Origin of the sequence: Mycobacterium sp. H4Y, from assembly GCF_000364405.1 — a bacterium.
Classification (GTDB): Bacteria; Actinomycetota; Actinomycetes; order Mycobacteriales; family Mycobacteriaceae; genus Mycobacterium; species Mycobacterium intracellulare.
Genome location: NZ_AKIG01000003.1, coordinates 734,760 through 761,454 on the forward strand (window position 1 = coordinate 734,760; position 26,695 = coordinate 761,454).

Below are 26,695 nucleotides of genomic sequence, written 5' to 3' on the forward strand. Positions count from 1 at the left end.
CATCGAATGTAACGCCACGGTGATTTTCGGCACGATTTTTCGCCGCCACGTTACGCCCGGTGATGAGAAGACCCGGGCGCGACGACCGTAAGCTGTGTGTTCGTGAGGACCAAGTGAGCATTCCGAATGTGCTGGCCACCCGGTACGCCAGCGCCGAGATGGTCGCGATCTGGTCGCCGGAGGCCAAGATCGTCGCGGAGCGTCGGCTGTGGCTCGCGGTGCTGCGCGCGCAGGCGGAGCTGGGCGTCGCCGTGCCCCCACAGGCGATCGCCGACTACGAGCGGGTGCTCGAGGACGTCGACCTGTCGTCGATCGCGGACCGTGAACGGGTCCTGCGCCACGACGTCAAGGCCCGCATCGAGGAATTCAACGCGCTGGCCGGTCACGAGCATGTGCACAAAGGCATGACCAGCCGCGACCTGACCGAGAACGTGGAGCAGCTGCAGATCCGGCGGTCGCTGGAGCTCGTCTTCGCGCACGGGGTGGCGGTCGCGGCGCGGCTCGCCGAGCGGGCCGTCGCCTATCGCGACCTGGTGATGGCCGGACGCAGCCACAATGTCGCCGCCCAGGCCACCACGCTCGGCAAGCGATTCGCCTCGGCGGCCCAGGAGACGCTGATCGCGTTGACCAGGCTGCGCGAGTTGATCGACCGGTATCCGCTGCGCGGCATCAAGGGACCGATGGGCACGTCGCAGGACATGCTCGACCTGCTGGACGGCGACGCGGCCAAGCTCGCCGAACTCGAGCGGCGCATCGCCCAATTCTTGGGTTTCGCAACGGTTTTGACCAGCGTCGGGCAGGTGTATCCGAGATCGCTGGACCACGACGTGATTTCGGCGCTGGTGCAGCTGGGCGCGGGGGCGTCGTCGATGGCGCACACCATTCGGCTGATGGCCGGCCACGAGCTGGTCACCGAGGGATTCGCGCCGGGCCAGGTCGGCTCGTCGGCGATGCCGCACAAGATGAACACCCGCAGCTGCGAACGGGTCAACGGCCTGCAGGTGGTGCTGCGCGGATACGCGTCGATGGCCGCCGAGCTGGCGGGTGCGCAGTGGAACGAGGGCGACGTCTTCTGCTCGGTGGTGCGCCGAGTGGCATTGCCGGACAGCTTTTTTGCCATCGACGGGCAGATCGAGACCTTCCTGACGGTGCTCGACGAGTTCGGCGCCTATCCGGCGGTGATCGCTCGCGAACTGGACCGCTACCTGCCGTTTTTGGCCACCACCAAGGTGTTGATCGCCGCGGTGCGCGCCGGCATGGGCCGCGAGGCCGCGCATCACGTGATCCGCGAACACGCGGTCGCGACGGCGCTGGCCATGCGGGAACGCGGGGCCGAGCCCGATCTGCTGGATCGGCTGGCCGCCGACGACCGGCTGCCGTTGGACCGGGCGGCCCTGGACGCCGTGCTGGCGGACAAGAAGGCGTTCACGGGCGCGGCCGGTGACCAGGTGGACGAGGTGGCGGCCCTGGTGGACGCGCTGGTGAGCCGCTACCCGGATGCCGCGAAGTACGCCCCGGGTGCGATCCTGTGACCCTGGCCGGCGCACTCGCGGAGATCGATTTCACCGATCTCGACAACTTCGCCAACGGATTTCCGCACGACCTGTTCGCCATCCATCGCCGCGAGGCGCCGGTGTACTGGCACCCACCGACCGACAACACCCCGGACAACGAGGGCTTCTGGTCGGTCGCCACCTACGCGGAAACGCTTGAGGTTCTCAAGGACCCGGTGACGTACTCGTCGGTCACCGGGGGCGGACGGCCCTACGGCGGCACGCTGTTACAGGACCTGGCGATCGCCGGGCAGGTGCTCAACATGATGGACGACCCGCGGCATTCGCAAATCCGGCGACTGGTCAGCTCCGGGCTGACGCCGCGGATGATCCGTTTGGTGGAAGACGATCTGCGGGCCAGGGCGCGCCGGCTGCTCGACGCCGTGGTGCCGGGCGAGCCGTTCGACTTCCTGGTCGACATCGCCGCCGAGCTACCGATGCAGATGATCTGCATCCTGCTGGGAGTCCCTGAATCCGAACGGCATTGGCTGTTCGAGGCGATCGAGCCGCAGTTCGATTTCGGGGGTTCGCGCAAAGCGTCGCTCTCGCAGCTGTCGGTGGAAGAGGCCGGATCGCGCATGTATGACTACGGCCGGCAATTGATCGCGTCCAAGCGTGAGAACCCGACCGATGACATGTTGTCGGTCGTGGCGAACGCGATGCTCGACGATTCGGAGGCGTCGGCCCTCTCCGACCTCGAGCTGTATCTGTTCTTCAGCCTGCTGTTCAGCGCCGGCGCGGAGACCACCCGCAACGCGGTCGCGGGCGGGCTGCTGGCGCTGGCCAACCATCCGTCGCAATTACGTTCCCTGCGTGAGGATCTCGGTGCGCTGCCCACCGCCGTGGAGGAGATGGTGCGGTGGACCTCACCCTCGCCGTCGAAGCGGCGCACCGCCACCCGCGACGTCACGCTGGGCGGCCGGCCGATCGAGGCCGGACAGAAAATACAGATCTGGGAGGGTTCGGCGAATCGCGACGCCAGCGTGTTCGACCACGCCGACACATTCGATATCGCCCGGAAACCCAACCCGCACCTGGGATTCGGTCAGGGTGTGCACTACTGCCTGGGCGCCAACCTGGCCCGGCTGGAACTGCGGGTGCTGTTCGAGGAGTTGCTCTCCAGGTTCGGTGCCGTGCAGGTGGTCCGGCCGGTCGAATGGGCCCGCAGCAACCGGCATACCGGCATCCGGCACCTCGTCGTGGAGCTACGCGAAGACCAGTGACGATCCGGTTCGCCGATATCGAGCCCTCACCCGATGTGTTCGCTGCGGTGATGGCAACCGGCATCTTGTCGATCGGTGCGAAAAATCACGGGTACCGGTTGATCAGCGACACGATGGGTGTCATCGCCACCCTGGGTCTGGTCCTCCTGGTTGCCCTCGTTGTCGCGAAGGGTTGCGCCACCGGACACAAGCTGCGCTGGGATCTGACCGATCCCGACGTCACGCTGCGGATGATCACCTTCGTCGCCGCCTGCGCGGTGATCGACACGCGCCTGTCGTCGAATGTGTGGGTGGCGCGGGTGCTCGGTGCCGTCGGGCTGGCGTCGTGGCTGGTGCTGATCCTGCTCAGCGCGCGAAACATGTTGGCGCACCGCTGGTCCGCGCTGCGCGACCGCGCCCACGGCGCCTGGCAGCTGGGCAGCGTCGGAACATCGGGTTTGGCGATCGTGATCGCCCGGGCGGCCCGTCACACCGGTCATCACTGGTGGCTCGCGGTGGCCGTGGCCGCGTGGGTGGCGGCGCTGTGCATCTACGGCCTGATGACCTGGCTGACCCTGTGGCGCGTGGTCAATGAACGACAGGACCGCGACGGCTTCGAACCGGATACCTGGATCCTGATGGGCGGCATGGCGATTGCGACGCTGGCCGGCGACAACATCCACGCCGTGGCCCCCGCCTGGCTGGCCGGCCCGGTGCGCGTGGTCACCATCGTGACCTGGGTGACGGCCACCCTATGGATACCGCCGCTCATCTACTTCGCGCTGCACCGCATCCGGCGGTATCCGAACATGCTGCGGTTTGCCGGCGTGTGGTGGGCGTTCGTGTTCCCACTGGGCATGTATTCGGCGGCCAGCTTCGCCATGGCCATCGAGATCGGTCAGCGATCGCTGCTCACCGTCTCGCTGGTGTTCTTCTGGGACGCGTTGGCGGCCTGGCTGATTGTGGTCGCCGCGGGGCTGCTCCTGTTGTCGCGGGCGCTGCTGCTAAGCCCCGCGGATCGCGATACCCGCCGAGCGTAATTCAAGCGCGGCCAGGGCCCCGATGGTGACCGGGTCCTCACGGCGCCACCCGCCGACCGGGTCCGCGCTGACGGCCATCAACTTGCGTGGTGGGCGGTTGGTCAACGCGCGCAGCGCGAGCAACTGCGCACCGGCCGGGGTTGCGGCCAACGCGGTCACCGTCAGCTTGCGCCGAAAGAAGCGAACCCGCAGAAACAACCACGGGATTACCGCGACGAGGATCGGGAGCGCGACGACCGCCATCGCCAGCAGCACCGCGAGCCAGCTCGCCGCGGTGTCCAGGTCGTGGCCCGCACCCGCGATGTCCAGCGCGGCCTGGCTGGCGGAGTTGAGCGGCTTGCTGACCGTGTCGCCCACCACCGGGATGTGCTGGGCGCCGTGGCCGGCGGACGCGAGGTTGCCGGCGATGCCGTCCGCGCCGCTCTCGACCTGGCGGCCCGCGTCGGCGATGGTCGCGATGGCGTCGTAAACCGCCAGGCCGACGAGGAGCCACAGCGCAGTCCACACGACGACGGCGAAGTCGCTGAACAGCTGGGCGGCCAGCCGGCCGGGCCTGGTGGAGTAGGGCAGAAACCGCGGTGTCATAGCCCGATCCCAGCACAAGCCGCGTCGTCAGGTGCCCGATAGGCTGACCGGATGCCCGCACTGTCCGACTACCAGCATCTGGCCAGCGGCAAGGTCCGTGAGCTGTATCGCGTCGACGACGAACACCTCCTACTGGTCGCCACCGACCGCATCTCGGCGTACGACTTCGTCCTGGACAGCACCATCCCGGACAAGGGCCGCATCCTGACGGCGATGAGCGTCTTCTTCTTCGGTCTCGTGGACGCCCCCAATCATTTGGCCGGGCCGCCGGATGACTCGCGCATCCCCGACGAGGTGCTGGGCCGGGCCCTAGTGGTGCGGCGGCTGGAGATGCTTCCGGTCGAATGCGTCGCGCGTGGTTACCTGACCGGCTCGGGGCTCCTGGACTACCAGGCGACCGGCAAGGTCTGCGGCATCACCTTGCCCCCGGGACTGGTCGAAGCCAGCCGGTTCGCCGAACCGCTGTTCACCCCGGCGACCAAGGCCGCGTTGGGGGACCACGACGAGAACGTCTCGTTCGCCCGCGTGATCGAGATGGTGGGCGGGGTGCTCGCCAACCAGCTGCGCGACCGCACGTTACAGATCTACGTTCAGGCCGCCGACCATGCGCTGAGGAAAGGAATCATCATCGCGGACACCAAGTTTGAGTTCGGCACCGATCGCGACGGCAACCTGCTGCTGGCCGACGAGATCTTCACCCCGGATTCGTCACGGTACTGGCCGGCCGACGAGTACCAGGTCGGCGTGGTCCAGAACAGTTTCGACAAACAGTTCGTCCGCAACTGGCTCACCAGCCCCGACTCCGGGTGGGACCGCCACGGCACGCTACCCCCGCCGCCGCTGCCGGACGGCATCATCGAGGCGACTCGCGGCCGCTATATCGAGGCCTACGAACGCATTTCCGGCCTGAGCTTCGGCGACTGGATCGGCCCCGCCGCATGAGCGAGTCGCACCTTGCCGGTCCCGTGCCGCCCGTCGCCAAGCGGGTGGACAGCCGGCGCGAGCACCACGGTGACGTCTTCATCGACCCCTATGAGTGGCTGCGCGAGAAGACGAACCCCGACGTGATCGCCTACCTCGAGGCGGAAAACAGCTACGTCGACCAGATGACCGCCCACCTCGAGCCGCTGCGGCAACAGATCTTCGACGAGATCAAGGCGCGTACCAAGGAAACCGACCTGTCGGTACCGACGCGGCAGGGCCAGTGGTGGTACTACGCCCGCACGTTCGAAGGCAAGCAGTATCGCGTCCAGTGCCGTTGCCCGGTAAGTGATCCCGACGACTGGAACCCGCCGACGCTGGACGAGAACACCGAAATTCCCGGCGAACAAATCTTGCTCGATTCGAACGTCGAAGCCGAGGGCCACGAATTCTTCTCCCTGGGCGCCGCAACCGTCAGTCTCGACGGAAACCTGCTGGCGTACTCCGTCGACACCCTCGGCGATGAACGCTATACGTTGCGGTTCAAGGATTTACGCACCGGCGAGCTGTATCCGGACGAGATCGCCGACATCGGCGCGGGTGCGACCTGGGCCGCCGACAACCGCACCGTGTACTACCTCACCCTGGACGCGGCCCATCGCCCCGACAAGGTGTGGCGGTATCGGGTGGGCTCCGGTGCGGAATCGGAGCTGGTGTACCACGAAGCCGACGAGAAGTTTTGGCTCGGCGTGGGACTCACCCGAAGTGAGGCCTACGTCTTCATCGCCTCCGGTTCCTCGATCACCTCCGAATTCCGCTACGCCGACGCCGCGGATCCGCAGGCGCAGTTCACCGTCGTGCTGCCGCGCCGCGAAGGCGTCGAATATTCGGTCGAACATGCGGTGGTAGGCGGGCAGGACCGGTTCTTGATCCTGCATAACGACGACGCGGTCAACTTCACGCTGACCGAGGCGCCGGTCAGCGATCCCACCCAGCAGCGCACGCTGATCCCGCACCGCGACGATGTCCGACTCGACGGGGTGGACGCCTTCGCCGGCCATCTCGTGGTCAGCTACCGGCGTGAGGCGCTGCCGCGGCTCGCGCTGTGGCGCGTCAACTCCGACGGCACATACGCGGAGCCCGAAGAGGTTTCGTTCGATTCCGAACTGATGTCGGCCGGCCTGGCCGGCAACCCGAATTGGGGCGCGCCCAAGCTGCGGATCCGGGCGGGGTCTCTGGTCATTCCGGCACGGGTCTACGACATCGACTTCGTCACCGGCGAACGCACCCTGCTGCGCGAGCAACCCGTACTCGGCGATTATCGCCCGGACGATTACGTCGAACGGCGCGACTGGGCGGTCGCCGAGGACGGCGCCCGGATCCCGGTCTCGGTCGTGCACCGCTCAGGAATCGAATTCCCAGCGCCCGCGCTGGTTTACGGCTACGGAGCCTACGAGATCTGCACCGATCCGAGTTTCTCCATCGCCCGGTTGTCGCTGTTGGATCGGGGAATGGTGTTCGCGATCGCCCACGTCCGCGGCGGCGGCGAGATGGGCCGGCTGTGGTATGAGCACGGCAAGCTCTTGGAGAAGAAGAACACCTTCACCGACTTCGTCGCGGTGGCAAGGCATTTGGTGGATTCCGGAGTAACCCGCCCGCGCCGGCTGGTGGCGTTGGGGGGCAGTGCCGGCGGACTGTTGATGGGAGCGGTGGCCAACCTGGCGCCGGAACTCTTTGCCGGCATCCTCGCGCAGGTACCGTTCGTCGACCCGCTGACCACGATTTTGGATCCCTCCTTGCCGCTGACCGTCACCGAGTGGGACGAATGGGGAAACCCGTTGGCGGACATGGACGTCTACTCCTACATGAAGTCCTATTCCCCGTATGAGAACGTCGAGGCAAAGCCCTATCCGGCGATCCTGGCGATGACGTCGCTCAACGACACGCGGGTCTACTACGTGGAACCCGCAAAATGGGTCGCGGCCCTGCGACACGTCAACGCGAACGGCAGCCCGGTCCTGCTGAAGACTCAGATGAATGCCGGGCATGGCGGCGTCAGCGGTCGCTACAAGGGTTGGGAGGAAGCCGCGTTCCAGTATGCGTGGCTGCTGGCCACCGCCGATGGCGACCGTTATGGCGGCGGCCGGGACGGCTAGCTCGAGGATCAGCCGGGCCCGGCGCTAGTCGTCGCCGACGGGCGGGGTCGCCAGCTTCCTGGGCAGGAAGGATGCCGGGACGACGGTGAACGCCACCAGCACGACCGCCAGCACGAACACCGTCGTATAGGCGTGCGCCAGGTGGTGCGACACGTGGCTGGCCAGATCGGGCGTCATCGTCTGCCCGGGAAGGGCCGACGGGTCAACGCTTCGCTTGCCGGCGGGCGGGCGCACCCCGGCCATCTCGTTCGCCGCCATCAGGGCTTCGTTGCGATTGAACTGATTGGTCAGGATCACCGCCATGAGCGCGGCCCCGATCGACCCGCCCACTTGCTGATTCACGCTGATCAACGTCGTCCCGCGGGCCACCTGACGCGGGGTAAGCGCCTGCATGAGCGCCGCGGAAAGCGGCGTGGTGGTCAAGCCGGCACCCAGGCCCATGATCGCGAGCCCGAACACCAAGACCGGCGAGTACTCGGCCTGCGTGGCGACGCCGTAGGTGAACACGCCCAGACCCGCTGCCATCAGGGGCAGTCCGATCAACACGATGTTGCCGGGACCGTGCTTGTCCATGAAGGCCCCGCCGATCGGCATGGTCAATACGGCCCCGATTCCGATCGGCAGCATGTGCAGCCCGGACTGCATCGGCGTCTCGTGGCTGACGATCTGGAAGTAGCTCGGGATCAGCAGGCCTACGCCGACTGAGGCGGCCCCGAACACCAGCATCGTCACGTTGACCTCGGTGACCACGGGGTTGCGGAACAGCCGCAGGTCGATCAGGGGGTGATCGGTGCGATGCCACGCATGCACGATGAACGCGCCGATCAATGCCAGGCCGAGCAGCGCCGGCCCCAGCACGTAAGGGTCGGTGATCGTGTGCCGACCGGGGATGGAGCACACCCCGCACAGGAAGATCGCCACCCCGGGGGAGAGCAACAGCGCGCCGGTGATGTCGAGGGCCTCCGAGGGGGCCGAGCGATCCTTCGCGAACATGATCGCGGCCAGCGCGAACGCGGTCAGCCCGATCGGCAGGTTGATCAGGAAGATCCACTTCCAGCCATACGCACCGATCAGCCAACCCCCCAGGATGGGCCCGCCGATGGGGCCGAGGAGGATCGGGATTCCCCCCACCGCCATGAGGCGGCCGACCCGTTTGGGCCCGGCCTCACGCGTCAAGATGACGAAGCTGAGCGGCAGCAGCATGCCGCCGCCCACCCCTTGCACCACCCGGAACAAAATCAGCAGCAAGATGTTTGGTGCCACCGCGCACAGCAGCGACCCCAGCGTGAAGATCAGGACCGAACCCATGAAAAGCCGCTTGGTGCCGAACCGATCCGCCGCCCATCCGGTGATCGGGATCACGGTCGCAAACGCGAGCATGTAGCCGGCGATGGTCCACGAGACGACCGCCTGAGTGGACCCGAACTGATCGATGAAGGTGCGTTGCGCGACGGCGACGACGGTGCTGTCCAGGACGGCCATGATGCAGGCCAGGCCGCAGACTCCGGCGATCCGGAACAGCGCTGCGTCGAGCTTGTCCGGGTACTCGTCTGGGTGCCGCGACGGACCCGGCTCGATGGGCAACGGAACGGTGAAAGATGCGGAACGGGTGTTCTCCATGGCGCCGCTGAGCATATCCACCCGGCTAGCCGTGCTGAGGCGTTTTTACTCGTATTCGCCGCTATTCCCACGCGTGTAATTCCTGCCGTGCAGAGGCGGCGCGGACGGCAGTTTAAAGCGAAAAAATCGGCTTTTCGCGGGCGAGAGGGCGCGAATGCGTTATTCGCCGGCAGTTTCGCTTGCCGGCTTTTTCGGCAAAAAGGACGCCGGAATGATCGTGCAAACCACCAGCACGACGGCAATCACGAATACTGCGGTATACGCGTGGGAAAGATCATGCACCACATTCCCCCAAAAACCCGGGACAAGGGCCTGCCGGGGGATTGCGGATTGGTCCACCGGCACCCCGTCGACGGTCGCACGCTGATGCAGGGCAGCAACCTTGTTTGCCGCGACGATATTTTGGCTCCGATTGAACTGATTGGTCAGGATCATCGACATCAGCGCGGTCCCCATCGAGCCGCCCACCTGGTGGTTGACGCTCATCAAGGTGGTTCCCCGGGCGATTTGATGCGGTGCCAGCGCCTGCACGGCGGCGACCGACAACGGCATCATCGTGCAGCCCATGCCCAGGCCCGTGACCGCCAGCGCCACCAGCAGCACAGGTAGATAGTGCGCCTGCTTGGCCACCCCGAACGCGAAGGCCCCCAGCCCGGCCGTGATCAGCACAATCCCGACCAGCACGATTTTGCCCGGCCCTTGCCTGTCCACCAGCGGCCCGGTCAGCCGCATGGTCAGCATGGCGCCGAGCCCCTGCGGGATCAGGTGCACGCCCGCCTGCATCGGCGTTTGGTGCAGCACCTGCTGGAAGTAGCTCGGAAGCAGCAGGCCGGCGCCGAAAAAGGCGGTCGCGAAGACCAGCATCGTCACATTGGCGTGGGTCAGCACCGGATTGCGGAAGAGCCGCAGATCGATCAACGGATGATCCGCCCGGTGCCAGGCGTGCGCGACGAACCCCGCGATCAATGCCAGCCCGATCGTCGCCGGGATCACCACATGGCGGTCGGCCACGGTGCCGCGGCCCGGGACGGACGACACTGCGAACAGGAACATGGCCAGGCCGGGGGAGAGCAGCAGCACGCCGACGGCGTCGAACGTTTCCGACCGGACCGGATGGTCGCGGGGGAACACGATCGCCGCGAGAACAATGGTGAGCAGTCCGATCGGCACGTTGATCAGGAAGATCCATCGCCAGCTCGAGGTGTCGATCAGCCAGCCGCCCAGGATCGGGCCGCCGATCGGGGCGAGCAGCATCGGGATGCTCAGGATCGACATCAGGCGCCCGAGCCGGGCGGGGCCGGCCTCACGGGTCAAGATCATGAACCCCAACGGCAGCAGCATGCCGCCGCCGACACCCTGAACCACCCGAAAGATGATGAGCTGCAAGATGTTTGCGGCAATCGCGCACAGCAGTGATCCGAGCATGAAGGCCAGCACGGAGCCTATGAAGAGCCGCTTGGTGCCGAACCGGTCGGCGGCCCATCCGGTTATCGGGATCACTGTCGCCAGGGCGAGCGTGTAGCCCGTCATCGTCCAGGCCACGACCGCCTGCGAGGACGCGAACTGGTCGATGAAGGTGCGTTGCGCGACGCTGACCACCGTGACATCCAGGATCGCCATGACCGTGGCCAAGATGCACACGCCGGAGATCCGCAACAGCTCGGCGTCCAACTTGTCGGGATACTCCCGTGTGTCGGCGCCCGGCTGCCCCGCGGGGGCATGGGGCAGCGGCGCTCCGGCCGCTGCGTAGGAGGCCTCGTCCATGGCGTTGCTTAGCATATCGAACAGATCGTGTCCGCCGGCGCCGGTGGCCGTTTGCTGGACCGCCCCTGAAACTCCGGTCGCCGAACCCAGTTATCGCTTTTGGGTGAGTGCATATACGCCTGCTGTCTGCGTGTCCTTCACCGTTCCGACACTTGCGGTCGGCAAACTGCTGGTGTGTCTGGAAAATTGATCGTTTCGGTCTCGGGGATCGGGGAACGCACCCTGCCCGACGTCGAGGCGTTCTGCGCGCAAATGGATGCCCGTGAGGTACCGGTGTCGCTGTTGGTGGCTCCCCGCCTGTCCGGCGGCTACCGACTCGACAGCGACCCGAAAACCGTTGACTGGCTGACCGCCCGCCGCGCCGGTGGCGACGCGATCGTGTTGCACGGCTACGACGATGCCCTCACCAGGAAGCGGCGCGGTGAGTTCGCGATTTTGCGGGCGCATGAGGCCAATCTGCGCTTGATGGCCGCCGACCGGGTCCTCGAGCACCTCGGGTTGCGCACGCGGCTGTTCGCGGCTCCCGGCTGCGTGGTCTCGCCCGGTGTCGTCAAAGCATTGCCGGGCAACGGTTTTCGGATGCTGGCCGATCTGCATGGGATCACCGACCTGGTGCGGCACACCACCGTGCGGGCGCGGGTTCTCGGCATCGGCGAGGGTGTTCTCGCCGAGCCGTGGTGGTGTCGCACGGTCGTGCTGTCCGCCGAGCGGATCGCGCGGCGCGGCGGCATCGTGCGGGTGGCGGTCGCCGCGCGGCATCTCCGCAAACCCGGACCGTTGCAGGCGATGCTGGACGCGGTCGACCTGGCGTTGATGCACGACTGCACACCGACGGTGTATCGCTGGCGTCGTGACAAGGCCTTGCTCGACGCCGCCTGACGAATCGACCGCCTGACCTGCTGTCCGGGGCACTACCCTGGACCGACATGAGCGTTTCTTCGGTTGGCGGGTTCGGCGCTGATGTCATCGTCGTCGGGGCGGGGCTGTCCGGCCTGGTCGCCGCCTGCGAACTGGTGGATCGCGGCCTGCGGGTGCTGATCATCGACCAGGAGAACAGCGCCAACCTGGGCGGGCAGGCGTTCTGGTCCTTCGGCGGTCTGTTCTTCGTCGACAGCCCCGAGCAGCGCCGGTTGGGCATTCGCGACAGCCACGAGCTCGCGCTGCAGGACTGGCTGGGTACGGCGGCGTTCGACCGGCCCGAGGACTACTGGCCGCGCCAATGGGCCCATGCCTACGTCGATTTCGCCGCGGGGGAGAAGCGCAGCTGGCTGCGCGCCCGCGGGCTCAAGCTTTTCCCGTTGGTGGGGTGGGCCGAGCGCGGCGGGTATGACGCGCAGGGGCACGGCAATTCGGTTCCGCGCTTCCACATCACCTGGGGCACCGGGCCCGCGCTGGTCGAGATCTTCGCCCGTCAATTGCGCGACCGCTCCACGGTGCGCTTCGCGCACCGCCATCAGGTCGACCAGTTGATCGTCGAGAATGACGCGGTGACGGGCGTCCGGGGGACGGTGCTGGAGTCCTCAACCGCGCCGCGCGGCGTCGCCTCGTCACGAAAGGCCGTCGGGGAGTTCGAGTTCCGCACCGCTGCGGTGATCGTGACGAGTGGTGGCATCGGGGGGAACCACGAGCTGGTGCGCAAGAATTGGCCGAAGCGGATGGGCCGCGTGCCCGAGCAATTGCTCAGCGGCGTGCCGGCACACGTCGACGGCCGGATGATCGGCATCACGCAGAAGGCCGGCGCGCGCGTGATCAACCCGGACCGGATGTGGCACTACACCGAGGGCATCACCAACTACGACCCGATCTGGCCGCTGCACGGAATTCGCATCATCCCGGGCCCGTCGTCGCTGTGGCTGGATGCGAACGGCAAGCGGTTGCCGGTTCCCCTGTATCCCGGTTTCGACACACTTGGCACGCTCGAGTACATCACCCGATCCGGGTTCGACTACACGTGGTTTGTGTTGAACGCCAAGATCATTGAGAAGGAATTCGCGCTTTCCGGGCAGGAACAGAATCCCGATCTGACCGGGCAGAGCGTGCGCGAGCTGCTGCGGAACCGGGCACGCTCCGGACCGCCGGGGCCCGTGCAGGCGTTCGTCGATCGGGGCGTGGACTTCGTCAGTGCGGATTCGTTGCGCGACCTGGTGTCCGCGATGAACAAGCTGCCCGACGTGCAACCGCTGGACTACGCCACGGTGGAGGCCGAGGTCACCGCGCGGGACCGGGAGGTCGCCAACAGGTTCAGCAAGGACGGCCAGATCACCGCGATCCGTGCGGCCCGCGGCTATCTGGGCGACCGGCTGGGCCGGGTCGTGGCGCCGCACCGGTTGACCGATCCGAAGGCCGGGCCGATGATCGCGGTCAAGCTGCACATCTTGACGCGAAAGACGCTGGGCGGCATCGAAACCGATCTTGCCGCACGGGTGTTGACCTCCGACGGCACTCCGCTGAGCGGGCTGTACGCCGCCGGCGAGGCGGCCGGCTTCGGCGGCGGGGGCGTGCACGGCTACCGCGCGCTGGAGGGCACATTCCTGGGTGGATGCATCTTCTCGGGCCGCGCCGCCGGCCGCGGCGCCGCCGACGACATCACCTAGCTGCTCGCGCTAGAAGGTGACGGCGTCCTCTTCGGGCAGCACCTGGAAGTCGGTGCTGGTCATCTCGGTGAGCCGGCCGTAGTAGATGCCACGCGCATCGGGGGCGATGATCCCCTGGTGGATGGGGACGGCGCGCGCTGGTGCCACCGCGCGAAGGTAATCGACCGCTTCCGAAACCTTCATCCACGGGGCCGCCGCCGGGGTGGCCAAAACGTCCACCGGCTCGTCGGGCACGAACAGCGCGTCGCCGGGATGCATCAACCGGGCGGGATGCTCGCCGTCGCCGATGAGAAACGAAATGTTCTCGATCACAGGGATTTCCGGGTGGATGACGGCGTGCTTGCCCCCCGAGGCCCGCACGGTCAGCTCACCGATCTGCAGCTCGTCGCCGACGTGTACCTCGCGGCAGGGCGCGCCGAGTTGCGCGGTGGTCTGTGGGTCGGCATACAACGCGACGTCCGGGTTACCCTCGAGCAGTGCCGGCAACCGTTTCCCGTCGACGTGGTCGGGGTGCTGATGAGTGATCAAGATGGCGGTTAAGCCGGTGATTCCCTCGAAACCGTGGGCGAAGGTACCGGGATCAAACAGCACGCGTGTCTGGTCGAACTCGGCGAGTAGGCACGAATGACCGAAATGCGTCAGTTGCATATCTACGATTGTGCCTTGATGGACAAGCTGCCGCTGCGCGTGATCCTGGCCACGATGCTGGTCGCCGGCGGCCTCGCGGTCGCGCTGGTCGTCGTCATCCCTGCGCACGGCGAGCCCGAGACCTGCCCCGCCATGTGCGACCGGATCCCCAACACCGCGTGGATCGATCAGCGTGCCGTGCCGCTGGACGCGGTGTACCACTGGCCCGCGCTCGCCGGTCGGGCGGTCCAGACGACGGGCTCGGCGCCCGGCCCCCGGTTTCGGTTCGAGGAGCTGTGCGCCACGCCGGCCACCGCTCGGGACCCCCGCGACTCGGCGGTCTCCGCCCGCTTGACGGTGCAGCATCCGGACGGTCAGTGGCAGTTGCAGGCCCAGATCCTGCATTGGCGCGGTGATACGGCCCGCGGTGGTGAGATCGCGGCCGAGGCGTTCCGTAGCGCCGTCGCCGCGTTGCGGAGTTGCCAGCAGCGTGCGCCGCAGCAATCGCCGTCGTTGACCAGCGACGACACCAACCGCATGGCCGCCGTGATCAGCGGCCCGGTGGTGATGCACACCTACCTTTTCGCCCACCCGGCCAGCAGCACGGTCAGCGAGGTCACGCTCTGGTCGACGTCCCCGCCGCAGACGCCCTGGCCGGCGATGGCCGACGACCCGGTGCTGGGCGCCATGGGCGCGCCGCTGTGCGAGGCCTACATTGCCTCGTGCCCGTGAGGGCGAGCTGCGGTTTCGCCGGTAGAGTTGGCGGCGAAACGCCAACTGAGGAGGAGCGCCGGTGGCCCGGGTGATCGTGAGCGTGATGCCCAAAGCGGAGATCCTGGACCCGCAGGGTCAGGCGATCGTCGGCGCGCTGGGCCGCCTCGGTCACCCGGGGATATCAGATGTCCGGCAGGGCAAGAGGTTTGAGCTCGAAGTGGACGACAGCGTGGACGACTCGGCGCTGGCCGAGATCGCCGAATCGCTGTTGGCGAACACCGTGATCGAGGACTGGACGATCAGCCGGGAGACGACGTGACCGCACGCATCGGGATCATCACGTTTCCCGGCACGCTCGACGACGTGGACGCCGCCCGGGCGGCGCGCCGCGTCGGCGCGGAGCCGGTCAACCTGTGGCACGCCGACGCCGATTTGAAAAGCGTCGACGCCGTGGTGGTTCCGGGCGGCTTCTCCTACGGTGACTACCTGCGGGCGGGGGCGATCGCCAGGTTCGCCCCGGTGATGACCGAAGTGGTGGACGCCGCGCGGCGCGGGATGCCGGTCTTGGGTATCTGCAACGGTTTTCAGGTGCTCTGCGAGGCCGGCCTGCTGCCCGGTGCCCTGACCCGCAACGTGGGTTTGCATTTCATCTGCCGCGACGTGTGGCTGCGGGTGGCGTCGACGTCGACGGCGTGGACGTCGCGTTTCGAACCGGACGCCGATCTGCTGGTGCCGCTGAAGTCCGGCGAGGGCCGCTACGTGGCGCCCGCCGAGGTGCTCGAGGAGCTCGAGGGCGAGGGGCGGGTGGTGTTCCGGTACCACGAGAACGCCAACGGTTCGCAACATGACATCGCCGGCGTCAGCTCCGCCGACGGCCGCGTGGTGGGCCTGATGCCGCATCCCGAGCATGCCATCGAGGCGCTGACCGGGCCCTCCGACGACGGCTTGGGCCTGTTCTACTCGGTGCTGGACGGGGTCCTCGCCGGCTGATCGGAAATGCCTGCGGCACAGCATAATTCGTCGAAGGCCGCGCTGATGGCGTCCGTCGCCTCATGCGGGTCGTCGAACGTCTGATCGTCGGTCAGCACGGCGACGCCGAGCCGGTCGACGTAGCTCCACACGGTGATGTTGACCGGGGCGCCCGGCGAGAGCACACCCGTGGAATAGATCTCGCTGACGGCCGCGCCGCCGAAGTGGCCGCGTTCGCGCGGTCCGACCACGCTGGATACGGCGACGTTCATCAGCTTGTTGGGCACCTCGCGCAGACCCAGCCAGCGAAATGCCGCCGGGGCGAAGGCGGTCGGCAGGTAGGCCATCATCTTCCCGTACAGCTGCGGGCCGAGGATCTCGTGGTCTTCCTTGGCGATCCGGGTGGCCACCGAGATCAGCCGGGCCCGTTCGATCGGGTCGTCGACATGCACCGGCAGCGAAATCATCAGCCCGCTGATCTCGTTGCCGGTGATCCGGTCCGACTTGTCGGTGGCGGTCGGCACCGACGCGATGATCGGGCGGTCGGCCGCGCCGTCGTAGGCCAGCAAGAGCGTTCGCAGCCCGCCGGCCGCCGTCGCCAGCACCAGATCGGTCATGGTGATGCCCAACGCTTTTGCCGTCGCCTTGGCCTGCGGCAGCGGCAACGACGTGCTCGCGAACCATCGCCGGGGTGAGACCACATGGTTGAGGAACGTCGGGGGCGCGTCAAAAGCATCGGCGAGGTCGGGGTGGTCGCCGCGCTCGCGGGAGCGACGCCGCACCCGCATCAGCCCCACGGCCGCGTCTTTGAGCAGCCGTGGCAGTTGCGCGAGTTGCCGGACGTGGTCGCGCGCGGCGGCGCGCAGCAGGTCGGCATCGGAAACCGTGACACCGGCTTCGTCGTTGTCGCGCTCGTCGGTGAGCCCGTCCCGCAGATCCATCGCGCGCGCCAGGAGGTTGACCGACGCGACACCGTCGGCCAACGCGTGGTGCACCTTGCCGATCAAGGCGAACCGGCCGTCGGCCAGTCCCTCGGCGAAGTGAAACTCCCACAGGGGCCGGGTGCGGTCCAGGGGGGTGGACGCCACCTCGCCGATGACCCGATCGAGCTCTCGCCGCCCGCCCGGCGCGGGCACCCGGACGCGACGGAGGTGATAGTCCAGGTCGACCTCACAGTTTTCCTGCCACATCGGGTGATGCAGGTGCCACGGGATGTCAACGAGCTTGTAGCGCAACGGTTCCAGCAGGTGAAGCCGCCGCCGCACGTGGCGGCGGAAACCGTCGAACCCGAACTCGCCGTCGCAGTCGGCCGGGTCGATGATCGCCACCTTCAGCGTGTGCGTGTGCAGGTTGGGCGTCTCGCTGTAGAGCAGCATGGCGTCCATGCCGTTGAGTCTTTTCACACGTCACCTCGCCCTGCCGACGCGACCAGGCCAACAACTATGCCGTAGGGCGCCGGCCGGCGGCGCGGATTGGCGGCATCCTCAGCCGAGAATCGGAAACCGGCGCTGCTCGGCCAACCGCTTCAGCGCGTCCTCCATGACGGCGCGGACATGGGCGTCGACCTCGTCGACATCGGGGTCCTCACCGAAGCGCGCGGTGACGTCGATCGGCTCGAGCACCTCGGTGACGACCTTTGCCGGCAGCGGCAGGTTGGGCGGGAAGATCACGCTGAGCCCGAACGGGAACCCGACGCTGACCGGCAGGATGTCCATGCGGGCCTTCGTTAGCCCCAGCTTGCGGGCCAGCCAGTTGCCCCGGGTCAAAAACAGCTGGGTCTCCTGGGCGCCGATCGACACGGTCGGCACGATCGGCACGCCGGCTTCGATCGCCGTTCGCACGTAGCCGGTGCGCCCGTTGAAGTCGATGGTGTTGGCGCTGAACGTCGGGCGGTACGAGTCGTAGTCGCCGCCGGGAAACACCAGCACCACCGCGCCCGAATGCAGGGCGGCGGAGGCGTTTTCGCGGCTGGCCTCGATCACCCCGAGGCGGCGCAGCCAGCCGTCCAAGGGCCCCATGAAGATCCCGTAATGGCCGAGCGTGTAGACCGGGCGGTCGTAGCCGAACCTTTCGTAGAAGGCCGGGGAAAAGATCAACACGTCCGGTGTCAGCATGCCGCCGGAGTGGTTGGAGACCACCAGCGCCCCACCGGACGACGGGACGTTGTCGATGTTTCGCACCTCGGCCCGGTAATACCGTTTGATGGCCGGCCCGAGCGCGTTGGCGACCCGTTCGGTGAAGACCGGATCCCATTTGGCGGTCTCGTGATTGTCCGCCGCGCCCGCACCGCTGCCCTTCATGGCTCCCCGCTGTCGTGATCGTGCCATTTGCTATTGGTTGCCGGTGTGACGCCGGTCTCAAACCTCAGGCCATGGATGACATATGGTACTTTCGAATTTGGAGAATGTCATATTCGTTTGCTGGGGGCAAACCCGGCGCTGGGGGATCATGTCCGAGAAGGTTCTTGTCACCGGGGGTTTCGGGCTCGTCGGCTCACAAACGGTGCGCCGGCTGGTCGCCGACGGCCACCGCGTGGTCGCGACGGATCTGGGCACCCCCACCCAGCGCAAGGCGGCGAGGACGCTGCCCGACGGCGTCGAGGCGCACTGGGCCGATCTGACCGACCCGGGCCATGTCGACCGCCTGCTCGCCGCGACCTCACCCACCGCCATCGTCCACCTGGCCGCGGTGATCCCGCCGGCGATCTACCGCAGCCCCGCCCTCGGGCGCCGCGTCAACGTCGACGCGACCCTCACGCTGCTGCGCGCCGCGCAGGCCCGGCCGCACCCGGTGCGGTTCATCCAGGCGTCGAGCAACGCCGTGTACGGGGCGCGTAACCCGCACCGCAACGCCGAGCTGTTGCGCGCCGATTCCCCGATGAACCCGGCTGATCTCTACGGCGCGCACAAAGCCGAAGCGGAACAGCACATCCGGTCCTCGAACCTCGAATGGGTGATCTTGCGCCTGGGCGGGGTGATAAGCGTCGACCCGGAGGCCATGCCGTTCAGCGTTGACGCACTGTTCTTCGAGAGCGCCCTGCCGACGGACGGGCGCATCCACACCGTCGATGTGCGCGACGTCGCCCGTGCGTTCGCCGCGGCGACCACGGCCGACGTCGTCGGTGAGACCCTGCTGATCGCCGGCGACGAGTCGCACCGGATTCGGCAGGGCGAGGTCGGCAAGGCGCTGGCCGCCGCCCGGGGTCTCGTCGACGACGTCCTGCCCGGGGGACGTCCGGGTGATCCCGACAGCGACGACGACTGGTTCGTCACCGACTGGATGGATACCGCTCGCTCCCAACAAGTCCTGCAATTCCAGCACCATTCGTGGCCGGACATGCTCGACGAGATGCGCGCGACGGCGGGGTGGCGGCGCTACCCGATGCGGTTGATCTCGCCGCTGGCGCGGCGGTTTCTCAAAAGCCGTGCGGCCTACCGGGATACGCCCGGACGCTACGCCGATCCGTGGGGCGCCATCCGGGCGAAGCTGGGTGAGCCGCGCCCCGATGCCCCGGGTGCCGCGAGCGGCCCCTAGACCGGGCGGGCGTCAGCCGGCGTGACGCAGCAAGGACCGCTCGGCGGACGGCAGGCCGGCGGCGGGGTCCAGCTCCTCGAAGAGCTCGGTGGCGTCCGCGATCGTCAGGTCGACGAGGGACGCGAATTCGGCGAAGGAGACTTTGCTTCGGATCCATTGCGACTTGCGGGCCACCACGCCGATGCGCTGCGGATCGCACGAGCCGTGCACGATCGCGGTGACGTGGCGGTCCTGACGGTTCCACGTGTCGGCGAAGTGCGTCAGCCAGGGGCGGTCGGCGGCCGGAAAGTAGCACCCGGGAGTGACCCGGATGATCAACACGTCGTCGTGCGCGGGCGAGATCTCGAAATGAACGTGCAGCCGTCGCGGAGCGCCGGTGACGAAGAAGTATTCGCCATCGCGGTGCCCGCGAAAGTATTGCCGTCCGCGGGTGCGCAAATAGCGTTCGACAAGGTTCGCGCACATCTGCTCGTTCGTCATAGACGTATGGTGTCGCCGGCGACTTTGCGGACGCTGGCAGCCAAGCGATGTGGCAGCGAAGAATCTGTTGAGAATTCGCTGAGTGGCCCGCTGCCCGTTTATCGGGGCCCGTCGAGCGGATACAGGGCGGGGAGATTGATCACGATCGCTTCCTGGGTGCTGCGGGCGATCACGACCTCGGCCGCGGTGTCGGGGTCCGGGTTTTCCTCCCGGTGCGGAAGATACGGCGGAATGAAGACGTAGTCGCCGGGTTCGGTGGCAATACGGACCTCTTGGGTGCCGTCGTGAAACACGAACTCCGGGTGGCCGCTTCGCACATAGATCGCGGTCTCCGAGTCACCGTGGTGATGGTTGTCCGAGGCGGATTTCGGCGACGCGTGCGTCTCACCCATCCAGAGCTTCTCCGCTCCGACCGACGCGCCGGAAAGCGCGGCGAAGCGCCGCAGGCCCTCCGACTGCGCGGTGTCCGAGCTGATGTCGGACGCCTTGATGTGGCGCACTTGGTTGCGGGCGATCGGCGCTGCCGTGTCTTCGAAGTCGGGATGGAATCCGTCGGAGGTGGCCATGGGTCAATTATCGCCGTGCTCTCGGCGCTCAGCGAGACCCGAGGCGCTCGGCCAGCTCGCGAAGGTTGCCGGCGACGATGTTCGGCTGCGGTAGGCCGCGGACCGGTAACGGCGCGTTGCCGCGCCGGGTGATCAGAGCCCCACTGAACCCGACGCTCTGTGCGCCGAGGGTGTCCCACACGTGTGCGGCCACCATCATGCAATCACCGGGTGTCACACGGAGCTCGTCGCACACGTACCGATAGACGGCGGGAGACGGTTTGAAGGCGCGGCGGGCATCGACGCTCAGTTGGCGCTCGAAAAAGCCGGCCAGCCCCGAATTCTGTAGCGCCGTCTGGCCGTCCGGGTTGGGTGGGGAGTTCGTCAGGGTTACCAACCGAAAACCGTTGTCGCGCAAGGTGGCGAGACCCTCGGCGGCATCGGGGTATGCCGGCATGGTGAGCAACCCGGTCGTCAGGCGATCGAGGTGGTCATCGGTGACGTCCACCCGGTGGACGTCACCCAGCATGCGCAGCACCGCCTGAGCGAGAACGGGGAACGGCACGTACTTGCCGGCCAGTGTGATGGTCATCGAGTACTGAATGAGCTGACCGAACCACTCGCGCAGCACGCGTTCGTCGCCGAACAAGTCCGCGAAAAGCGGTGCGAGGGACTCGATGTCGATCAGCGTCTCGTTGACATCGAAAACGAGGACGGAGGGTGTCGTCATGCTAGGGCTCGACCTTTTTAACGTTGGGCACATCCGGCCGCAGATACCCCGCCAGACACACGCAAATCAATACCATTCCGACGGCCGGCCACCACAATGCGACGACTGCCGCCGCCGCGAACACGCCGATCGTGATGAACGACCGCATGCGTAGCAGTCGGCGCACTCGCTGGGTGAGGTCCTCGTGGGCGGGACGATCGACCACTTCCTGGCACAGCGCCAAGTAGGTGATGTTGACGAGCACGAACACCGAGGCATACAGAACCACCGGTGCGGCGGCCAGCCTGCTGTCGGCGATCCACTCGGTGGTGATCGGAATCAGCGACACCGAGAACAAGTGCGCAAAGTTCGACCACACCAATCGTGGCGTCGCCACTTGCGCGTAGCCGAACAGGTGGTGGTGGTTCACCCAGACGATGGCGATGAACACGTAGCTGACCACATAGCTCAGTCCGGTGGGCCATTCCGGTAATAACGCGTTGAAGGTGTAGGACTTCGGCGGCTTGAGCTCGAGGACGAGGATCGTGATGAGGACCGCGAAGACTCCGTCTGAGAATGCGCCCACCCGGTCTGGACTCGTTTTCCGCGCGGCCACGACGCCTCCTCAACCCCGCTGGTGGTTTCGTTCCTGCAAGACCCAGGCGTTCCCGTCGGGATCGCGGAAGTCGGCGAAGCTCGCGTAGTCACCGCGATCGGGGTCGGTACCCGGGAGGAACCCCCCTCTCCAGCCGCCGTCGGTGTCCTTGTGGCGGATCTCGCCGACGGTTACGCCGCGACCGATCAACTCGGCGCGGCAGGCCTCGATGTCCGGGACCACGAGGTATAGGCCCCGCACCGAGCCGGCCGGCGCGTCGGTCAATCCCACGCCGAATTGGATTGAGGCGTGCGATCCCTCGGGCGTCAATTGGATGACCCGGAACCCGGGCGCGGGCGCGTAATCGACATCGAGGGCGAAGCCGACCTGGTCGCGGTAGAACCGTAGTGACCGGTCGGGATCGGCGACGGGCAGGATGACGACTTCGATGGACATCCTCATGACGTGCCCCCTACCGGATTCTTTCCTAAGACCTCGTCGGTGTCCAACCCGCGGTCGACACCGTGCGGGATGACGGTTTGGCCTGGTTCCAGCCGAAGTTGCTTGCCGTCGAGGTACACATCGATTTTGTCCGGTTCGAAGGACACCAGGTTGCGGACGCGCGACACTTCGGTCCACGCATCGACGTAAGACCACGCCGCGTGCTGGTGGCCGCCGATGTCATAGTACGAGCAGATTCCTTTGTAGGGGCAAAAGGTTTGGATAGCAACGGGTTTGAGGGCCGACTCGTCGATATCGTCGCGCTCGACGTACCATCTGGGCGCGAAGCCGGATTCATACAGGGCCACGGGTCGGCGAGTCTCGGCGATCACGCGCTCTCCATCGCGGACGACGAGATGCCGTGCCGTGGAACGGATGTCGATGCGGTGGTAAGCGTCCGCGGCGTGCCCGACGATCCGTTCCTCTTCTTCATAGAAGGCATCCATGGCGCGCCACGCAAAAGCCACCCGGCCCTGCAGGACAGTCGCATGCGCGGGCAGACCGGTATGTTCCCAGGCGCTGTGGGCGGCCTCGCGCCCCGGTGCCTTGACGGTGAACCACTGCGTGTCGCCGAGGTCGCGGTGCTGCGTCACCCGATCCTCGGCGGTCAACGTTCCCGCTTCGATATCCCCTGACGGAAAGTAGGCCACCGGGTAGCGGCCGGGCTCGTGTAACAGAAGCACGTCCTCGCTGTCGGCGATCCACCGTTCCGCGAAGCGCACCCGCATCCGGCGGCGCAACGGTTCGGCAAAGAGCAGCCGCGACGGCATCGGCTGCTCGGTGAGGAAGTGCCCGATCGACCCGGTTGCCAGCGGGCCTTGCTGCCATGCCAGTCCCATGTGGACACCTTCCTTTCCCGAATCCCCTGCGTGCCATGGTGTTTGACAACAGGTCACTCCAGCACGACGACCATCTTGCCGCCGGCCTCCCCGGCCTCCATCAGCCGGTGCGCCTCATGAATCTGGTCGAAGGAGAAGACCCGAGACGGTTTCGCCTCGATCGCGCCGTCGGCGACCTGTCCGGCGATGTCCCCCAGCGGTACGTCGGACAGCGGGAAGCCCGGCGTGCCGAACACGAAGCTGCCGAAGAAGTTCCAGTTCACACCGGATGCCATCCGCAACAGCGGGTTGAAATCCCCGATGGGCTCCAGCCCGCCCAGCCAACCGGCCAGGCAGGCCGTCCCGCCGCGGCGCAGCATGTCCAGGGAGTCGAGGATGGTGCTGTTGCCGACGAGATCGAGGACGGCGTCAATCCGGCCGCTCTCGGGAAGGTGGCCTGCCAAGTCGCGCCGCTCCAGCTCGATTCGCGACGCTCCCAATTGCTCGAGCATCGCGAAGCGAGCCCTGCTGCGCGCGGTCGCGATGACTCGTGCGCCGGCGGCTACCGCCATCTTGAGTGCGGCCTGCCCCAGGGACGACGTGGCCCCGCGTAACACCAGTGTCTGCCCGGCCTTGAGATCCAGATTGCGGAAGAGGCATGTCCAGGCCACCGCGAACGTTTCGGGCAATGCCGCCAACGCCGCCCACGACAGCTCGGAATCGATGAGGGCGACGTTGGCCGCGCGCACGCGCGTGTATTGCGCATAGCTGCCGTTGATGGTTCGGCCGAGGCCACCCATCAGCGCGGCCACCTTGGCGCCGACCGGGAACTCACCGCCCGGGCACGAGTCCACGATGCCGACGCATTCGATGCCGCTCACCTCCGCGGCCTCGGCCCACTCGCCCCGACGCATGTGCATCTCGGCGTGGTTGATCCCGAAGCCCTTCACCGCGATGACGACTTCGCCGTCTTTCGGCAGCGGCTTGGGGAGGTCGTCGTAAACCAGGTTGTCCAGCCCGCCGAATCCCTTCAGGATGATCGCCCGCATGGTTTCCCCGCCGGGGCGCTCGCGCACGACGGCCGGTGCGGTGGGCAGCTCTGGTGAATCCGTGACGGACATGGACTGCCTCTTTCGACATCGTTGGCAGCGCGAGACGCCGGTGCCTGCCGCACAATAATGGGCCAACTGACCCAGTATTATGTTCGAACCTTTCCGCCATGTCCAGGGCGGGCGGTCAGGAGTTGCGCTGACCGCGAGGCGCGCGGGATCCGCCCTTGCGCGGCGGAACCGCGAACGAACGCACGTAGTCGACGGCGGCGGTGACGGCGGCCCGCAGCGGCTGCGGATCGCCGGTGGCGTGCGTGAGCAGGGCGCCACCCTGGTGCGCGGCAACCAGTGGCACCGCCAGGTGGCGCGGATCGGCGTCGGGGCGCAGGTCGCCACGGTCACACATCGCCTGCAGGCCCGTGCGGAACAGTTCGATCCATTGGTCGTATCCGGCGGCCAGGTCGTCGTGGATTTCGTCGTCGGCCTCGATCAGCTCGCCCGCCAAGGACCCATAGACGCAGCCTCCGACCCGGTACACCGGATCGATGTCGGAGACGCAGGCATCGGCCCACGCCTGCAGCGCATCGAGGCTGTCGAGCGCGGCGAACTTCGCTTGAGTGTGGAAGTCCCGCACATTGTTTCGGCGTACGTCGACGACGTGCCGGGTCAGGTCGCGCTTGTCGTGGAAGTAGTGGGAGATCTGGGATCCGCCGACTTCGGCGGCGCGCCGCACCTGGTCGATGCTGGTGTTGGCGATGCCGCGCTCGAACATCAGCCGGGCCGCGGCCTCGATGATGCGCGCACGGGTCGCCAGACCCTTGTGGGTGTACCGCGGCGAGGGATGTTCAGTCACCTGGTGGCCTTGGGCGCGGACGGATCCGCCGGCTTTGCGCGGGCGGCGGCTCCGCGACCGGCGCGGGGGCCGCCGCGGAATCCGTTCGGCACTGTCGGTGGCGAACATTCGCAAGTAGTTCACCGCGAAACGAATCGCATCGGCGTGCGGCCATTCCTCTTGGTAGGTGAAGGCCAAGATTCCGCCTCCTTGATGCGCGGTGATGATCACCAACGCCAGCTGCCGCGGGTCGGCATCCGCAACCAGCAGCCCGTCGTCTTTCATCCGCTGGATTGCCTTCTCCACCAAATCGATCCACCGGCGGTAGCCGGCCGCCAACGCGTCGCGCGTGGCATCGTCCGACTTCGCGAGCTGGCCGGCCAGCGCGTGATAGGTGGGGGTGCCGACGTATCCGATGCGCCGCAGGTAGCGCATGTTCATCTCGATCCATTTTTCGAAGTCGTCGAACGTACTCAGGCCTCGAAGCGTGGGTTGGCGGTGAAAGTCCAAGACGACGCCGATTTGGCGGCGGATCACCGCGCGAATCAGCGCGCTCTTGTCGGCGAAGTAGTGGGCGAGCTGCGAGCCGCTGACCGAGGCGGCGCGCCGCACGTTCTCCATGTTGGCCGCGGACAGGCCGTCGGTGACGATCAACTGCGCCGCCGCTTGCACGATTCGGTCGCGGGTGGCACGCCCCTTGGCGGTCAACCGTTGTTCGTCACGAACATCGGGATGGGCCATCGCGTCAGGCTAACCCGTGGGTGCCCCCGTTTATGGGATCTCCAACCCAGACGGCGGGATCGTCGCGGTCGGTTGCCGCGCGCCCGGCGGCCGGGCATCACGCCCCGAGCTGCTCGGCAAGGAAGTTCCGGATCAGGGGAATGACGTCATCGAGCGCGGACTCCAACAGAAAATGCCCGCCGTCGAGCAGGTGGATCTCGGCGTCGGGCAGGTCGTCGGCGAAGGCCTCGGCCCCGGCCGGTCCGAAAATTTCGTCGCCGCGACCCCAGACCGCCAGCAACGGCACCCGGCTGGCCCGGAAGTATTCGTGTAAGCGCGGATACAGGGGCGCGTTGGTGGCATAGTCGCGAAACAGCTTGAGCTGCACCAAGTCATTGCCGGGCCGGGAGAGCAGCGCGTAGTCGTGATGCCACGACTCGGGATCAACCAGGGTCTCGTCGGCCACGCCGGTCACGTACTGCCACCGGGTGGCGTCCAGCGTGAGGAACTGGCGCACCGGGGCCTCGGTGTCCGCGGTGGGCTCACGCTGGTAGGCCTGTACGACCTTCCAGAAGCTCTCGACGAATCCCGCGTCATACCCGTTGCCGTTCTGGGTGATGATCGCGGTGATCGCCGACGGGTCGCGCAGCGCCAGCCGCCAGCCGATCGGCGCGCCGTAGTCCTGGACGTACATGGCGTACCTGTCGACGCCGAGGGTTCGCAGCAGGCCCGCCGTGAGGTCGGTCAGCGCGTCGAAGGTGTAGTCGAACTCCTCGACGGGCGGCGCGTCGGACAGCCCGAATCCGAGATGGTCCGGCGCGATGACGTGGTAGCGGTCCGCCAGGGCCGGTATCAGACCGCGAAACATGTAGGAGCTGGTGGGAAACCCGTGCAGCAACAGCGCCGCGGGAGCCCTCGGGTCGCCGGCTTCCCGGTAGAAGAGTCGGTAGCCGTCGACCGTGGCGTATCGATGATGAACAGCCGGCATGACATTCCTCCTCAGCCAACGCTTTTCGCAGCGAGCGCCGCGACCGCGTTCGGTAGACATCGACAGACCAGCTCGACGTATTTTTGGGTTGTATGACCCAGTATGCACCAAACCGGACACGGGCAACAGCCCCGTGCGGCCGATGTGTTGCCGTGCGGATCGCGCTGCCATATTCTGGG

At 67.0% G+C, this 26,695-nt stretch carries 26 protein-coding genes; 11 read left to right on the forward strand and 15 right to left on the reverse strand.

The window, feature by feature from the left end; translation table 11 throughout:
• The first annotated feature begins 113 nt into the window (after positions 1–113).
• From purB to W7U_RS24490, 3 genes are read left to right on the forward strand one after another with little or no spacing between them, the layout of a single operon-like run.
• The gene (gene purB / locus W7U_RS24480) at positions 114–1,532 is read left to right on the forward strand and encodes an adenylosuccinate lyase (protein WP_008263837.1); all 1,419 of its coding nucleotides are present in this window, start codon (positions 114–116) and stop codon (positions 1,530–1,532) included.
• On the forward strand, positions 1,529–2,776 hold the full coding sequence (locus tag W7U_RS24485) for a cytochrome P450 (protein WP_008263839.1): 1,248 nt from the start codon (positions 1,529–1,531) through the stop codon (positions 2,774–2,776). Before purB ends, W7U_RS24485 begins: the two co-directional genes overlap by 4 nt.
• Entirely contained in the window at positions 2,773–3,795 is a 1,023-nt protein-coding gene (locus W7U_RS24490; protein ID WP_008263842.1) for a tellurite resistance/C4-dicarboxylate transporter family protein, read from the forward strand. The genes W7U_RS24485 and W7U_RS24490 overlap by 4 nt, the downstream gene beginning before the upstream one ends.
• Here W7U_RS24490 and W7U_RS24495 read toward each other — a convergent pair.
• Positions 3,760–4,380, reverse strand: a complete 621-nt coding sequence (locus tag W7U_RS24495) for a hypothetical protein (RefSeq protein ID WP_008263843.1) — start codon at positions 4,378–4,380, stop codon at positions 3,760–3,762. The genes W7U_RS24490 and W7U_RS24495 overlap by 36 nt on opposite strands.
• 51 nt (positions 4,381–4,431) lie before the next feature.
• On the opposite strand from W7U_RS24495, the gene W7U_RS24500 reads away from it, so the two are divergent.
• Positions 4,432–5,322, forward strand: a complete 891-nt coding sequence (locus W7U_RS24500) for a phosphoribosylaminoimidazolesuccinocarboxamide synthase (RefSeq protein WP_008263844.1) — start codon at positions 4,432–4,434, stop codon at positions 5,320–5,322.
• Positions 5,319–7,457 carry a S9 family peptidase gene (locus W7U_RS24505; RefSeq protein WP_008263845.1) on the forward strand — a complete coding sequence of 713 codons (2,139 nt, stop codon included), beginning with the start codon at positions 5,319–5,321 and terminating at the stop codon, positions 7,455–7,457. The genes W7U_RS24500 and W7U_RS24505 overlap by 4 nt, the downstream gene beginning before the upstream one ends.
• 24 nt (positions 7,458–7,481) lie before the next feature.
• On the opposite strand, the gene W7U_RS24510 is transcribed toward W7U_RS24505, so the two are convergent.
• Positions 7,482–9,092: a DHA2 family efflux MFS transporter permease subunit gene (locus W7U_RS24510; RefSeq protein WP_008263846.1), complete on the reverse strand. Its 1,611-nt coding sequence runs from the start codon at positions 9,090–9,092 to the stop codon at positions 7,482–7,484.
• Between the two features lie 144 nt (positions 9,093–9,236).
• The gene (locus W7U_RS24515) at positions 9,237–10,856 is read right to left on the reverse strand and encodes a DHA2 family efflux MFS transporter permease subunit (protein WP_232518743.1); all 1,620 of its coding nucleotides are present in this window, start codon (positions 10,854–10,856) and stop codon (positions 9,237–9,239) included.
• Positions 10,857–11,015: 159 nt separating this feature from the next.
• Between W7U_RS24515 and W7U_RS24520 the strand changes: the two genes are divergently transcribed.
• Both W7U_RS24520 and W7U_RS24525 read left to right on the forward strand, forming a co-directional pair.
• Positions 11,016–11,720, forward strand: a complete 705-nt coding sequence (locus W7U_RS24520) for a DUF2334 domain-containing protein (RefSeq protein WP_008263856.1) — start codon at positions 11,016–11,018, stop codon at positions 11,718–11,720.
• Positions 11,721–11,767: 47 nt separating this feature from the next.
• On the forward strand, positions 11,768–13,435 hold the full coding sequence (locus W7U_RS24525) for an FAD-binding dehydrogenase (RefSeq protein ID WP_008263858.1): 1,668 nt from the start codon (positions 11,768–11,770) through the stop codon (positions 13,433–13,435).
• A 9-nt stretch (positions 13,436–13,444) separates the two neighbouring features.
• On the opposite strand, the gene W7U_RS24530 is transcribed toward W7U_RS24525, so the two are convergent.
• The gene (locus tag W7U_RS24530) at positions 13,445–14,083 is read right to left on the reverse strand and encodes an MBL fold metallo-hydrolase (RefSeq protein WP_008263860.1); all 639 of its coding nucleotides are present in this window, start codon (positions 14,081–14,083) and stop codon (positions 13,445–13,447) included.
• Here W7U_RS24530 and W7U_RS24535 point away from each other — a divergent pair.
• The 3 genes from W7U_RS24535 to purQ all read left to right on the forward strand — a co-directional run bounded on the left by W7U_RS24535 (position 14,060) and on the right by purQ (position 15,766).
• Positions 14,060–14,794, forward strand: a complete 735-nt coding sequence (locus W7U_RS24535; RefSeq protein ID WP_197538621.1) for an ATPase — start codon at positions 14,060–14,062, stop codon at positions 14,792–14,794. The two genes, W7U_RS24530 and W7U_RS24535, sit on opposite strands and share 24 nt — an antisense overlap.
• A 61-nt stretch (positions 14,795–14,855) precedes the next feature.
• Complete coding sequence (gene purS, locus W7U_RS24540) at positions 14,856–15,095, forward strand: phosphoribosylformylglycinamidine synthase subunit PurS (RefSeq protein ID WP_008263864.1); 240 nt, start codon at positions 14,856–14,858, stop codon at positions 15,093–15,095.
• The gene (gene purQ, locus W7U_RS24545; RefSeq protein ID WP_008263873.1) at positions 15,092–15,766 is read left to right on the forward strand and encodes a phosphoribosylformylglycinamidine synthase subunit PurQ; all 675 of its coding nucleotides are present in this window, start codon (positions 15,092–15,094) and stop codon (positions 15,764–15,766) included. The genes purS and purQ overlap by 4 nt, the downstream gene beginning before the upstream one ends.
• Here the strand turns inward: purQ and W7U_RS24550 are convergent.
• Both W7U_RS24550 and W7U_RS24555 read right to left on the reverse strand, forming a co-directional pair.
• Positions 15,733–17,148 carry a wax ester/triacylglycerol synthase family O-acyltransferase gene (locus tag W7U_RS24550; RefSeq protein WP_020821564.1) on the reverse strand — a complete coding sequence of 472 codons (1,416 nt, stop codon included), beginning with the start codon at positions 17,146–17,148 and terminating at the stop codon, positions 15,733–15,735. The two genes, purQ and W7U_RS24550, sit on opposite strands and share 34 nt — an antisense overlap.
• Positions 17,149–17,229: 81 nt before the next feature.
• Positions 17,230–18,045 (reverse strand): lysophospholipid acyltransferase family protein, encoded by an 816-nt coding sequence (locus W7U_RS24555; protein WP_008263878.1) that lies wholly within the window; start codon positions 18,043–18,045, stop codon positions 17,230–17,232.
• Positions 18,046–18,193: 148 nt separating this feature from the next.
• Here W7U_RS24555 and W7U_RS24560 point away from each other — a divergent pair, with 148 nt between their 5' ends.
• Positions 18,194–19,279 (forward strand): NAD(P)-dependent oxidoreductase, encoded by a 1,086-nt coding sequence (locus W7U_RS24560; protein WP_008263879.1) that lies wholly within the window; start codon positions 18,194–18,196, stop codon positions 19,277–19,279.
• Between the two features lie 12 nt (positions 19,280–19,291).
• Here the strand turns inward: W7U_RS24560 and W7U_RS24565 are convergent, their stop codons facing one another.
• From W7U_RS24565 to W7U_RS24605, 9 genes are all read right to left on the reverse strand, one after another.
• On the reverse strand, positions 19,292–19,759 hold the full coding sequence (locus W7U_RS24565; protein WP_008263881.1) for a YbjN domain-containing protein: 468 nt from the start codon (positions 19,757–19,759) through the stop codon (positions 19,292–19,294).
• 98 nt (positions 19,760–19,857) lie between these two features.
• Positions 19,858–20,325, reverse strand: coding sequence for a cupin domain-containing protein (locus tag W7U_RS24570; protein WP_008263883.1), 468 nt, complete (start codon positions 20,323–20,325; stop codon positions 19,858–19,860).
• Between the two features lie 28 nt (positions 20,326–20,353).
• A complete protein-coding gene (locus tag W7U_RS24575; protein ID WP_008263884.1) occupies positions 20,354–21,034 on the reverse strand; it encodes a haloacid dehalogenase type II in 681 nt (226 codons plus the stop codon).
• A gap of 1 nt (position 21,035) precedes the next feature.
• Positions 21,036–21,599, reverse strand: a complete 564-nt coding sequence (locus W7U_RS24580) for a TMEM175 family protein (RefSeq protein WP_008263885.1) — start codon at positions 21,597–21,599, stop codon at positions 21,036–21,038.
• Positions 21,600–21,638: 39 nt separating this feature from the next.
• Positions 21,639–22,064, reverse strand: a complete 426-nt coding sequence (locus tag W7U_RS24585) for a VOC family protein (protein WP_009951927.1) — start codon at positions 22,062–22,064, stop codon at positions 21,639–21,641.
• A 2-nt stretch (positions 22,065–22,066) separates the two neighbouring features.
• Positions 22,067–22,948, reverse strand: coding sequence for a DUF427 domain-containing protein (locus W7U_RS24590; RefSeq protein WP_008263887.1), 882 nt, complete (start codon positions 22,946–22,948; stop codon positions 22,067–22,069).
• Between the two features lie 53 nt (positions 22,949–23,001).
• On the reverse strand, positions 23,002–24,048 hold the full coding sequence (locus W7U_RS24595; RefSeq protein WP_008263888.1) for a zinc-binding dehydrogenase: 1,047 nt from the start codon (positions 24,046–24,048) through the stop codon (positions 23,002–23,004).
• A 115-nt stretch (positions 24,049–24,163) separates the two neighbouring features.
• Positions 24,164–25,549 carry a TetR family transcriptional regulator gene (locus W7U_RS24600; RefSeq protein WP_008263889.1) on the reverse strand — a complete coding sequence of 462 codons (1,386 nt, stop codon included), beginning with the start codon at positions 25,547–25,549 and terminating at the stop codon, positions 24,164–24,166.
• 97 nt (positions 25,550–25,646) lie between these two features.
• Positions 25,647–26,516 carry an alpha/beta hydrolase gene (locus W7U_RS24605; protein WP_008263890.1) on the reverse strand — a complete coding sequence of 290 codons (870 nt, stop codon included), beginning with the start codon at positions 26,514–26,516 and terminating at the stop codon, positions 25,647–25,649.
• Positions 26,517–26,695: the final 179 nt, after the last annotated feature.